Source organism: Lactobacillus melliventris, assembly GCF_013346935.1.
Lineage (GTDB): Bacteria > Bacillota > Bacilli > Lactobacillales > Lactobacillaceae > Lactobacillus.
The window spans coordinates 60,212-71,276 of the sequence record NZ_JAAEEB010000008.1 but is presented as its reverse complement, the minus strand read 5'-3'; the positions used below and the strand labels follow the sequence as shown (position 1 = coordinate 71,276).

General features: G+C 37.4%; 13 protein-coding genes. 10 read left to right on the top strand and 3 right to left on the bottom strand.

Features of this window, described 5'->3' with window-relative positions; genetic code table 11:
* Nucleotide 1 precedes the first annotated feature (1 nt).
* Entirely contained in the window at nt 2–1,234 is a 1,233-nt protein-coding gene (gene ftsY, locus GYV61_RS07650) for a signal recognition particle-docking protein FtsY (RefSeq protein WP_174795379.1), read from the top strand.
* Between the two features lie 31 nt (nt 1,235–1,265).
* A complete protein-coding gene (locus tag GYV61_RS07645; RefSeq protein WP_174795378.1) occupies nt 1,266–2,690 on the top strand; it encodes a C69 family dipeptidase in 1,425 nt (474 codons plus the stop codon).
* A gap of 73 nt (nt 2,691–2,763) precedes the next feature.
* On the opposite strand, the gene GYV61_RS07640 is transcribed toward GYV61_RS07645, so the two are convergent.
* Nucleotides 2,764–4,197 carry an amino acid permease gene (locus GYV61_RS07640; protein ID WP_174795377.1) on the bottom strand — a complete coding sequence of 478 codons (1,434 nt, stop codon included), beginning with the start codon at nt 4,195–4,197 and terminating at the stop codon, nt 2,764–2,766.
* 364 nt (nt 4,198–4,561) lie between these two features.
* Here GYV61_RS07640 and ylxM point away from each other — a divergent pair, with 364 nt between their 5' ends.
* From ylxM to GYV61_RS07605, 7 genes are all read left to right on the top strand, one after another.
* Nucleotides 4,562–4,903: a YlxM family DNA-binding protein gene (gene ylxM / locus GYV61_RS07635; RefSeq protein ID WP_174795376.1), complete on the top strand. Its 342-nt coding sequence runs from the start codon at nt 4,562–4,564 to the stop codon at nt 4,901–4,903.
* 4 nt (nt 4,904–4,907) lie between these two features.
* The gene (ffh, locus tag GYV61_RS07630) at nt 4,908–6,335 is read left to right on the top strand and encodes a signal recognition particle protein (RefSeq protein WP_174795375.1); all 1,428 of its coding nucleotides are present in this window, start codon (nt 4,908–4,910) and stop codon (nt 6,333–6,335) included.
* Between the two features lie 87 nt (nt 6,336–6,422).
* Nucleotides 6,423–6,695 carry a 30S ribosomal protein S16 gene (rpsP, locus tag GYV61_RS07625; RefSeq protein ID WP_038523039.1) on the top strand — a complete coding sequence of 91 codons (273 nt, stop codon included), beginning with the start codon at nt 6,423–6,425 and terminating at the stop codon, nt 6,693–6,695.
* A gap of 64 nt (nt 6,696–6,759) precedes the next feature.
* A complete protein-coding gene (rimM, locus tag GYV61_RS07620; protein ID WP_174795374.1) occupies nt 6,760–7,275 on the top strand; it encodes a ribosome maturation factor RimM in 516 nt (171 codons plus the stop codon).
* Nucleotides 7,265–7,990: a tRNA (guanosine(37)-N1)-methyltransferase TrmD gene (gene trmD / locus GYV61_RS07615; protein ID WP_174795373.1), complete on the top strand. Its 726-nt coding sequence runs from the start codon at nt 7,265–7,267 to the stop codon at nt 7,988–7,990. The genes rimM and trmD overlap by 11 nt, the downstream gene beginning before the upstream one ends.
* Nucleotides 7,991–8,107: 117 nt before the next feature.
* On the top strand, nt 8,108–8,455 hold the full coding sequence (gene rplS, locus GYV61_RS07610) for a 50S ribosomal protein L19 (protein ID WP_034981588.1): 348 nt from the start codon (nt 8,108–8,110) through the stop codon (nt 8,453–8,455).
* Between the two features lie 97 nt (nt 8,456–8,552).
* Nucleotides 8,553–9,320: a nucleoside phosphorylase gene (locus GYV61_RS07605; protein ID WP_174795386.1), complete on the top strand. Its 768-nt coding sequence runs from the start codon at nt 8,553–8,555 to the stop codon at nt 9,318–9,320.
* Nucleotides 9,321–9,685: 365 nt separating this feature from the next.
* On the opposite strand, the gene GYV61_RS07600 is transcribed toward GYV61_RS07605, so the two are convergent.
* Nucleotides 9,686–9,844 (bottom strand): hypothetical protein, encoded by a 159-nt coding sequence (locus tag GYV61_RS07600; protein WP_174795372.1) that lies wholly within the window; start codon nt 9,842–9,844, stop codon nt 9,686–9,688.
* A 59-nt stretch (nt 9,845–9,903) separates the two neighbouring features.
* Between GYV61_RS07600 and GYV61_RS07595 the strand changes: the two genes are divergently transcribed.
* Nucleotides 9,904–10,260, top strand: coding sequence for a MerR family transcriptional regulator (locus GYV61_RS07595; protein ID WP_174795371.1), 357 nt, complete (start codon nt 9,904–9,906; stop codon nt 10,258–10,260).
* A gap of 53 nt (nt 10,261–10,313) precedes the next feature.
* Here the strand turns inward: GYV61_RS07595 and lexA are convergent, their stop codons facing one another.
* Complete coding sequence (gene lexA / locus GYV61_RS07590) at nt 10,314–10,937, bottom strand: transcriptional repressor LexA (protein WP_046325032.1); 624 nt, start codon at nt 10,935–10,937, stop codon at nt 10,314–10,316.
* Nucleotides 10,938–11,065: the final 128 nt, after the last annotated feature.

The window sequence follows — 11,065 nt, the reverse complement described above, 5'->3', positions numbered from 1 at the left end:
ATTGGGTTTATTTGATAAAATAAAAAAATCATTGTTTGGTGAAAATGACGAAACCAAAAACAACGAAAATAGTGCTCAGCCTAAAAACGAAAGTCCTAAAGAGGATCAAGACGTTTCCGCTGACCAAGCAGAAGATGAAAAAGCTAAAATTGCTAAAGAGAGTGATAATGGTTTAGCGTCAGTAGAAAAAGATTCTGCTGAGACAGATGAATCTGAAAAGCAAAATGAAGATTCTACTACTTCATCGCTGGAGCAGACTCCAAATCAAGAAGCTGAGGACGAAACAGCTAGCGAAGATCAGGATGAAACTGAGTTATATGAAAAAGGCTTGGAGAAAACGAATCAAGGTTTTGGTGCTAGATTAAATCGCTTTTTCGCACAGTTTAGAACAGTTGACGAAGACTTCTTTGACGATTTGGAGGAGCTACTAATTGAGTCTGATGTTGGCTATGAAACAGCTGAAGAACTGACAGATGAACTGCGTGATGAAGCTAAATTGCAAAAAGCCAAATCTCGAGACGATTTAAAAAAGGTGATAGTAGAAAAATTAGTTGACCTTTATGATGAAAGTGGTAATTCAGAAAATGAAAAGCTAACTGTTCATAATGACGGTAAACCAAATATCTATCTTTTTGTTGGAGTAAATGGCGCCGGTAAAACCACTACAATTGGCAAATTGGCAAAACGTTTTAAGGATGAAGGTAAGTCTGTTCTTTTAGCTGCAGCTGATACATTTAGAGCTGGTGCAGTTGAACAACTGTCTGAATGGGGAGAAAGAGTTGGTGTTCCTGTTGTAACTGGCAAGGAACAAGCCGATCCGGCTTCTGTTGTTTATGACGCCACGACAAAGGCACTGCAAGAAAATTATGATTTTTTACTTGTTGATACAGCTGGTAGATTGCAAAATAAAAAGAATTTAATGAACGAGCTGGAAAAGATTGAGAGAACAATAAAAAAGCAAGCTCCAGAAGAACCTACTGAAACTCTTTTAGTACTTGATGGTTCAACGGGGCAAAATGCATTATTGCAGGCCAAAGACTTTGATAAAACTACCAAACTAACAGGTTTGGTGCTCACTAAGCTAGATGGTTCCTCAAAAGGTGGGGTAGTCTTAGCAATTAGAAATGAAATGAAGTTGCCGGTAAAATTAGTTGGTCTAGGTGAAAAGGCAAGCGATTTGGCAGATTTTGATGCTGCAAATTATGCAGTTGGACTATTTCATGATTTAATTTAAGAATAAAATTTGTGCAAAAGGAAGATACTTAATGAAAGAATACAGTGCGTGTACAACAATTTTAGTAGGTAAAAATGCGTCGGTTGATGGTTCAACTATGATTGCTCGTAATGATGATACTTTTCGTCCTATTACGCCGCAAAAGTTCATTATCAGACCTGCCGCTAAAAATGAACCTGGGCGAAAAATTAAGTCTTGGTTAAACAATTTTAAGTTAGACTTACCGGAAAACGCTCAGGCGGTTCCAGCTGTACCTAACGTTGACTATAAAAATCGCGGCTATTATGATGAGAGCGGCATTAATCAAAAGAATGTTGCTATGTCCTGTACTGAATCGACATATGGCAATGAACGTGCACTGGCTTTCGATCCACTGGTAAAGGACGGGCTTGACGAAGATTGCATGCAATCTGTTGTGCTGCCATATATTGATTCTGCTAGAAACGGAGTTGAATATTTAGGGAAACTGATTGCCAAATTCGGTTCGCCAGCAGGTAATTCAGTTCTCTTTAGTGATAAAGATGAAATATGGTATATGGAAATAGTTACGGGCCATCATTGGGTTGCTCAGCGTATTCCAGATGATGCCTATGCGATAGCAGCCAATCGGGTTTCAATCGAACAAGTTGATTTTGATGATCCGGACAACTTTATGTGGAGCGAAGGCATTCAAGAGTTTGTGGCGCAACATCATTTAAACGTTGATCATCAAGGTTGGAATTTCCGTCATATTTTTGGTACCTATAGTCAGCAAGATCGATTTTATAATACTAACCGCGTATGGTACGGTCAAAAATATTTTAACCCTGAAATTGAACAAGAACCCACTGACGGTGATTTACCATTCATTCGGCGTGCGGCGAAGAAAATAACCAGAGAGGATATTGAATTTGTCCTCGGCAGTCATTACCAAAACACACCTTATGATCCATTTGGTAAAGGAACAGAGGAGGAAAAACACCGTTTTCGGCCAATTGGATTAAACAGAACCCAAAATTCTCATATCTTGCAAATTAGAAATGATGTTGATCATGATAAAGCTGCTATTATGTGGTTGTGCATTGGTGGTCCAACTTTCACACCATTTGTACCATTTTTTGCTAATATGAAGGACACGGATCCTTCATACAATAATACTTCTATGACATATAATCTTAACGATGCCTGGTGGTACTATAAATCACTGGCAGCTTTGGTAGAAACCCACTATCCGCAATTTGTGCAATTGGATACAGATTACCTTAACGAATTGAACCAATATTATCGTCGGCGGGTTTACGATGTTATTAAAGCAGCAGGAACTAAAAATGGCAGTGAATTGACTACATATTTGACCAAAGCAAACCAAGAGACAGTTGCTTATACCAGAAAACGGTCTGAAAAACTTTGGGCACAAATGATGATTGACTCAATTAATATGTCAAAATTAACTTTTAATATGGATGAAAACCTGTAACTGCTATTTGGACATTTAAAAAAGTCTGGAAAAAACTTTCCAGACTTTTTTGTTAGCTATAAGTTAAATAATTTTAATTCTTTGAGTTTTTGTTCATGGCTGAATGACGAATACCATAAACAAAATAGATAACAATCCCTATTAGTGACCAGATTAGCATGTATTTCTTTGCTTGCAGATCTAATCCCCAAAAAACAGCAAAAGAACCTAAAAATGCCAGAAGCGGAAGGACCGGATACCAGGGCATTTTAAATGCCGGGTCGGCGATATCTTTCCCTTCACGTGGTCTCAAACGGTAAATACCGATTGAAACAAACATGAATGCTATTAAAGTACCAGCAGAAACCAATTGTGTTAAAAATGAAAAGGGAATAAAAGCTGAAATAACAATCGCAATTAGCGCCACAGTCCATAATGAGTTTGCGGGACGGTGATTATTATTTAACTTGCCCAGTTTATTAGGAATCATACCATCACGGCCAAATGAATACACTAAGCGGGAGCTTGCCATACATAAGCCGATCAAAGCTGTAAACATCCCTAAAATAGCAACTGACTGTACTATGGTGGCTATGTGAGTAAAACCAGCTGTTCTCAAGGCATATCCGACTGGTTCAGCAGAATTTAAATATTGCTGGTAAGGAACCATTCCCACTAAAACCAGGCTCACGGCAACAAAAAGCACCACTGCAATTAATAATGAGCCGATAATTCCACGCGGCATAGTCTTTTGGGGATTAACAGCTTCAGCCGAGTTTGAAGCGATTGTATCAAAGCCTAAAAAGGAGATATAAATCATTGAAACTCCGGCATAGATTCCTTGCCAACCTCCAAAAGGACCGTGACTTGTGGCGCGATAATGAGGTATGAAAGGAATAAAATTAGCTTTTTTGATAACTGTTAAGCCAACAACGACAAAAAGTAAAATAGCGAGCACTTTGACAACTACTAGGATATTTTCAACTCTAGAGGCTTTAGAAACGCCAAAGCTAACTAAAAATGCTGCTAATAAAATAGCTAATAGAGCGACTAAATCTAATAAACCGCCATCGACACCAAATGGATTAGCTAAGCTAGCAGGTAGTTTCCAGCCGAGTGGAGCAATTAGTGCACGCAAATTAGCTGACAAACCGGAGCTGATAAAAGCCATTCCTATCAAATACTCTGCTAGTAAAGCCCAGCCTGAAAACCAGCCCCAAAATTCACCGAAAATGACATTAATCCATGAGTAAACAGAGCCTGCAAAAGGCATAGCAGCAGCCATTTCTGCATAAGCAAACGCTACCAGACCAGCGACAACAGATGCTATCACACATGATATGGCGACGGCTGGACCGGTGTGTAAAGCCGCAACCTCTCCTGGCAAAGTAAAAATTGAAGTAGAAACAATTGTGCCCACACCAAGTGCCAGGAAGTCACGCACCTTGAGCGTTCTAACTAAGTGGCCGTCTTTTTCTTGATAAATGCCTGGATCTTCTTTGCGATTCATTAATTGCCATAAATTCACATTAAACTACCCCTTAACTTTAGTTTATAATTTGTTTGAAAATACACTGCGTTTTTAAAAGCACTTGCTAATATTTAAATGCGAACGGGTTAAACAGTTGTTACTAACTTACCTCATTCAGATATTTTGGCAGAGATTCCAAATAAAAAACGGTACGAAATTATATAATAATATGTACCGTTTTTAGAATTTTAAGGGATAATTTATTCAAAATTGACATAGGTATCCCCAAAACCAAATTAAAAATAATGATACAGATTTACATTTCAGAAAGCAAGAATTTATATTTTTCATTTACTTAAATTTTGGCTTTCAAGATCGTCAACTTCTGACATTTTTGCTATACTGGTTCAAGGTGAGAGTAATGGACGAACTTGAAAAAAATGAAATGCTAGGTGATCTATACGCATACTATGGTAGTCTTTTAACCAAGAGTCAACAAGATTATTTTGAAGATTATTATTATAATGACCTATCTTTAGGAGAAATAGCTCTTAACCATCAAGTTTCTCGTCAAGCCGTATACGACAATTTGCGTCGTTGCCGGAGCCTGCTTAGAAAATACGAAGATAAATTGCACATGCAAAGAGATTACAACATGATAGAAGACAAATTGCTTAAAGTTACGACTGCACTTCAGAAAGGGAAGTCAGACCTAGCTTTGCAAATAACTACCGATTTAATAAACCAACTGAGGGGAGAATAATTCTATGGCATTTGAAAATTTAAGTGAGAGAATTCAAAAGGCTTTAAAAAATTTAACCGGTAAAGGGAAAATATCTGAAGAAGATATCAATAGCGCCAGTCGAGAAATCAGACTAGCCTTACTTGAAGCCGACGTTAACTTTAAGGTTGTTAAAGATTTTATCAAAAAGATTAAACAAGAAGCTTTAGGAAAAGAGGTTCAGGAAAGCCTTAATCCCGGTCAGCAGGTTATTAAAATCGTTAATGACGAATTAACCAAGATGATGGGGGAAAGTGCCGTAACCTTAAACAAGTCTAAGCACATTCCCACTATTATCATGATGGTAGGATTGCAAGGTACTGGTAAAACTACCACAGTTGGCAAGTTGGCTAACAGATTAATGCAAAAAGAAAAAGCGCGGCCGCTGTTAATTGCAGGCGACGTTTATCGTCCAGCCGCCATTGACCAGCTTGAGCAAATTGGTGACCAGTTAAAAGTCCCTGTTTATAGTGAAAGAGACGAAAAAGACGTCGCTCAAATTGTCCAAAATGGGTTAAACCAAGCTGATAAAAATAAAAATGACTATGTCATCATTGATACGGCTGGTCGTTTGGAAATTGATGAACCATTAATGGCAGAACTTGAACGAGTCAAAAACGTTGCTCAGCCAGACAACATCTTGCTGGTAGTGGATGCAATGACAGGTCAAGCAGCAACTGATGTGGCCAAAGGCTTTGACAGTCGCTTGGATATTACGGGCGTGATTTTAACCAAACTTGACGGCGATACCCGTGGCGGTGCTGCACTGTCAATCAGAGCTGTAACTGGCAAACCTATTATCTATACCGGACAGGGTGAAAAATTAACTGACTTAGAGCCGTTTTATCCTGACCGGATGGCATCAAGAATCTTGGGCATGGGCGACATGCTGACTTTAATTGAAAAAGCCCAGCAGGATTATGATGCTAAAAAGGCTGAAGAAGTTGCTGAAAAGATGAAGGAAAATACCTTCGATTTCAACGATTTTGTCGATCAGATTGAACAAGTTGAAAAAATTGGTCCTCTTGATCAATTGATGAAGATGATTCCCGGAATGGCTAACAATCCCCAGCTTAAAAATGTTAATTTTGATAAAAAACAAATCGTTTATATAAAAGCAATTATCTCATCTATGACTAAAGAAGAACGAGAAAATCCCGAATTGCTCAATCCAAGTCGCAGAAGGAGAATCGCAGCTGGTTCCGGTCGGCCAATTGTTGAAGTCAACAGAATGATTAAGCAATTTAAACAAGCTCGGGATATGATGAGTAAAATTACCAAGGGTAATTTTAAGGGAATGGATAATTTGCCCGGAATGAATTCACCAATGGGACGGATGGCTATGCGTCACATGGGGAAGAAATTTAAGAAGAATAAGAAAAAACGGATGAAGGTCAAGAGGTATCATTCATAAAAAAAGCACCTGTTAAGTAAAAACACTTTACACCTTTAAAAATACGTGCTATATTATTTAACGTAACTTTTAGGAGGAAATAATTTTATGTCAGTAAAAATTCGTATGCGCCGTATGGGTGCCAAGAGAAAGCCATTTTACAGAATTGTTGTCGCTGATTCCAGAATGCCACGTGATGGTCGTTTTATTGAAGAAGTTGGCTATTATAATCCAGTTTCCGTTCCTAAGGAATTGAAATTAGATGAAGATAAAATTTTTGAATGGCTAAAGAAGGGTGCACAACCTTCAGATACTGTACGTTCACTACTTTCAGGTGCAGGCTTAATGAAGAAGCTGCATGATTCAAAGTTCAATAAATAGTGAATCGTTTATTAAAAGTTTGAAGTCAACTGCTTCAAGCTTTTTTCTTTGAGTAGGAGAAACTATGCAATTTTATGATGTTGCGCATATATTGTCTACCCATGGACTAAAAGGAGAGGTAAAAGTTGCTCTGATTACTGATTTTCCTGAAGAACGCTTTGCCTCAAACCAAGAACTAGCTTTAAAGGATAATCCGCAAACCAAATTAACTGTTAAATGCGGTAGACCTTTTAAGCAATTTTGGCTAGTGCAATTTAATGAAATAACTGATATTGATAGCGCTGAAAAATTGCTAGGAAAAACGCTAGTTGTCAGCAAGCAAAATCAACATGACCTGCCTGATGGCGCATACTATTACCGCGATATTTTGGGTTGTGCAATCATAGATAATCAGTCAGGCAATGATTTAGGTAAAATAACCGGTATTGAGACTCCCGGTGCAAACGATGTCTGGGAAGTTACCGAACAAAATGGTAATGAATATTTAATCCCCTATATTGATGAAGTAGTTAAGAAAATAGATATTGCACATAAAAAGATATTTGTAGAACTTTTGGAAGGATTACGCAATGAAGATTAATGTATTGACGCTTTTTCCTGACATGTTTACACCGCTGACGACTTCCATGCTTGGGCGTGGACTAGATGATGGCAAATGGCAGCTCAACTTAGTCAATTTTCGTGATTTTACCACTGATATTCACCATCACGTTGATGACAGTCCTTATGGTGGGGGTGCTGGCATGGTTTTGCAAATTATGCCGATCAAAAAAGCACTCGACTCAATTAAGAATAAAGGTAAAGTAATCATTACCGCGCCGCAGGGTAAAACTTTTAATCAAAAAATGGCGCAGGATTGGTCTCAAGCAGAAAACCTGACATTTATTTGCGGTCATTATGAGGGTTTTGATCAACGCGTTTATGATTTGGCTGATGAAATTGTTTCAATCGGTGATTATGTTTTGACAGGTGGTGAACTGCCAACAATGAGTATGATAGACGCTACAGTCAGGTTAATTCCCGGAATTTTAGGTAATGATGCTTCACCAGTAGAGGAAAGCTTTGCTCATGGGTTACTGGAATATCCCCAATACACTAGACCGGAGAATTTTCAAGGAATGAAAGTTCCTGCGGTTTTAACCTCAGGCAATCACCAAAAAATTGCGCGGTGGCGTCATAAAGAAGCATTGCGTGCAACTTATTTACGCAGACCAGATTTACTTGAGCAACATGCTTTAAGTGCAGAAGAAGAAAAAATGATGGCAGAAATAAAACAAGAAGAAGATCAAACTTGATTTTACCTGGTATTTTTGCTAGTATGATTGAGGTGTAAATTTATTTTGCACTAATAGTTAGGGGTATTCCGCTGACGTAGAAAACGCTAATGAATGCCGCAGAAGGAGAAAATAAAAATGGATCCATTAATTCAAGAATTAACTAAAGAACAATTACGTGATGATATACCTGACTTCCGTGCAGGGGACACAGTTCGTGTTCATGTGCGTGTTGTCGAAGGTTCGCATGAACGTATTCAGATGTTTGAAGGCGTAGTTATCAAGCGTAAGGGCACTGGCATTGGTGCCAGTTACACAGTGCGTAAAATGGCATCTGGTGTCGGCGTAGAACGTACTTTTCCTGTAAACGATCCCCGTGTTGCTAAAGTTGAAGTATTGCGTCATGGTCGTGTACGTCGTGCTAAACTTTACTACTTACGTGATCGTCACGGCAAGTCTGCTAGAATTGCAGAAAAGCGTCGTTAGTTCACGCTTAAGTGAAAGAGAATCATTTCCAAAAGGGATGATTCTCTTTTTTGTTTATGTTAAAATCTTTAGCAATATATTTTTATTGAGGAGGAGAATTATGAAAGAACCATTTTTGTTAAATTTTGATCCGGAAAAGCAGGCTGTTTTAGAACCAGATCACGAACAGGAAATTAATAACTTTCATTTTCAGCCCAAGTTGCTGTTTGCATTTTTAACTCCTGCTGTGATCAGTGCTTTTTTGGCTCGTTATCCTCATAAAAAGTTGGGTTGCTTTGACTGCTTTGAAGGAGAAACTCCAATTTATGAGGTTGATTTAGACGGACAAAAAATTACTTTTTGTCAGGCAAAGATAGGTGCTGCAGCTGCTGTAGAGCTATTAGATTGGTTAATAAGCTATGGTGTTAAACAAATTTTAGCAATAGGATCAGCAGGCTGCTTAGTTGATTTACCAGAAAACTATTTTCTAGTGCCTACAAAAGCTATTAGAGATGAGGGCACTTCTTTCCACTATATGAAACCAGGAACATATATTGACTTAAAGTCAGAGTTTTTAACTAAGACCAAAAAATTGCTGAAAGAAGAAGGTCTTAAGGTTGAAGAAGTAACTACCTGGACAACTGATGGCTTCTTTAGGGAAACTGTCAAGAAAGTAAAGCAGGCTAAAGAGCTGGGAGCCTCTTGTGTAGAGATGGAATGTGCAGCAATGGCTGCGTGTGCACAATTTAGAGAGGCAGATTTTGCACAAATATTATTTACGGCAGATTCTCTTAAAGACATAGAAAAGCATGATGACAGAGGCTGGGGCAGGGATGCTCATGAGACTGCCATCAATTTGGCAGCAAATATTATTAAGGAAATTTAACCAAGTTTGTGAAAAAATACTGCTGTGGAACTAAAGTGAAACAGCCACATAATTCACAAGCAAATAACATAAAAGCTTTAGAAACAACATTTTGAAGTATATTTTCAATATAAAGTTTGTGAATAGATTTAAAGCATTAGTTGTGGAAAGTCAATTTCTTGCCATCATGACAGTATTTTGAGAAGTTACGCTTGACTATTAACAGGAATTTTGCTAGATAAATATCTAAAAATACTTAAAGTTCAAGCAAATCAAAATAATAGTCAAAATAAGTCTGATAAACCAGTGAGACCAAGTGATTTGTCCGTAAAGAAAAATTCCATTTGCTAGAGCGGTAAGTAAAACTGCTACTAGAAATATAGTAGTTAAAAGTGGTTTTTTAGAAAACTTCCAGCAATAATGCCTAATGCGGACAAAACGTTGATCATGATTAGCCAAATTGGCAAACTAGTAAAAGATAAAAAGCTGGCGCTAATCATGAAAACACCATATATAATATTAAATAAGATCGTAAGATATGACATTTTAATACCTCCACAAAAATTTAACCATCTGGGGTCGACCCAACGTCAAGGAAATAATTATGTATTTAAAAGAATTTGTTCAAAAGGAAAATACTACACCTGATACCGTTAGACATTATATCTATTTAAATTTATTAAATCCTGGTCGTAAGGGAAAAAACTATTGGTTTACTGAAAACGAAACTGATACTTTTGAAGCAATTAAAGAGTTCCAAGGCTTAGGCTTTTCACTTCAAGAAATAAAGGACATAAAAAAACTACACGATGAGTCGTGTAGTACTGAAAAGCAGCGTAAACAAAACTTAAAGTTAATTAAGGATAAAATCGCTGTTATAAATGCAAAAATAAACAAATTAAAAATGCAGAAAAAAGTGCTAGAAGAAGTAGGAGAAATTTTGCAAAAAAAGCATTATTGAAACTCGTAAAAAATAATTTTTATTTATCCCAATAATGCTATAAAGTTCTTTTGTTAAATAATAGTATTACGGTATAGACCAACTACCTTACCTAAAATGTGAACGCTTGACAATATAATCGGTGCCATCGTATCATTTTCAGGCTGCAATCGATAGTGACCTTTTTCCTTGTAAAACCGTTTTACAGTTGCTTCATTTTCATCGGTCATAGCCACTACAATTTCTCCGTTGATTGCTGAAGACTGCTTACGGACAATGACATTGTCTCCGTTTAAGATACCAGCGTTTATCATACTTTCACCATGAACTCTCAACATGAAAAGATCTCCGGCATCGTTTGCCAGATCTGGAGGTAAGGGAAAGTAATCTTCTATATCTTCAACAGCCAAAATCGGTTGACCAGCTGTGACATCACCAACTACGGGAATTTCTTTCGGCTGGACGCCAATTGCTTTTTTACCTTCATCTGTTATTTCCAGAGCTCTTGGTTTGGTGGCATCCTTGATCAGTAGACCTTTATTTTCTAGCCTAGATAAATGGCCGTGTACAGTTGAAGTTGAAGATAAATCTACAGCATGACAAATTTCGCGTACAGTAGGAGGGAATCCTCTGTCCTCAACTGTTTCATATATATAGCGTAGAATTTGCAACTGCTTAGTATTTTGTTTAGTTGTCATAATTATCTCCAGTATTATAAACGTTTTCTTATATATTTAATTTTAGCAAAATATTTCGTATAATGCAAACAAGCGTTCTAAAAATTTATACTTTTTTTCGTTGCCAAAATAAGGTAGAATTTTTTAAT

Excerpts from the sequence above, each read along its gene's own strand:
- GYV61_RS07645 (WP_174795378.1), top strand. The coding sequence starts at position 1,266 with ATGAAAGAATACAGTGCGTGTACAACAATTTTAGTAGGTAAAAATGCG.
- rplS (WP_034981588.1), top strand. The coding sequence starts at position 8,108 with ATGGATCCATTAATTCAAGAATTAACTAAAGAACAATTACGTGATGAT.
- ylxM (WP_174795376.1), top strand. The coding sequence starts at position 4,562 with ATGGACGAACTTGAAAAAAATGAAATGCTAGGTGATCTATACGCATAC.
- ffh (WP_174795375.1), top strand. The coding sequence starts at position 4,908 with ATGGCATTTGAAAATTTAAGTGAGAGAATTCAAAAGGCTTTAAAAAAT.
- rpsP (WP_038523039.1), top strand. The coding sequence starts at position 6,423 with ATGTCAGTAAAAATTCGTATGCGCCGTATGGGTGCCAAGAGAAAGCCA.
- trmD (WP_174795373.1), top strand. The coding sequence starts at position 7,265 with ATGAAGATTAATGTATTGACGCTTTTTCCTGACATGTTTACACCGCTG.
- lexA (WP_046325032.1), bottom strand. The coding sequence starts at position 10,937 with ATGACAACTAAACAAAATACTAAGCAGTTGCAAATTCTACGCTATATA.
- GYV61_RS07595 (WP_174795371.1), top strand. The coding sequence starts at position 9,904 with ATGTATTTAAAAGAATTTGTTCAAAAGGAAAATACTACACCTGATACC.
- rimM (WP_174795374.1), top strand. The coding sequence starts at position 6,760 with ATGCAATTTTATGATGTTGCGCATATATTGTCTACCCATGGACTAAAA.
- GYV61_RS07600 (WP_174795372.1), bottom strand. The coding sequence starts at position 9,844 with ATGTCATATCTTACGATCTTATTTAATATTATATATGGTGTTTTCATG.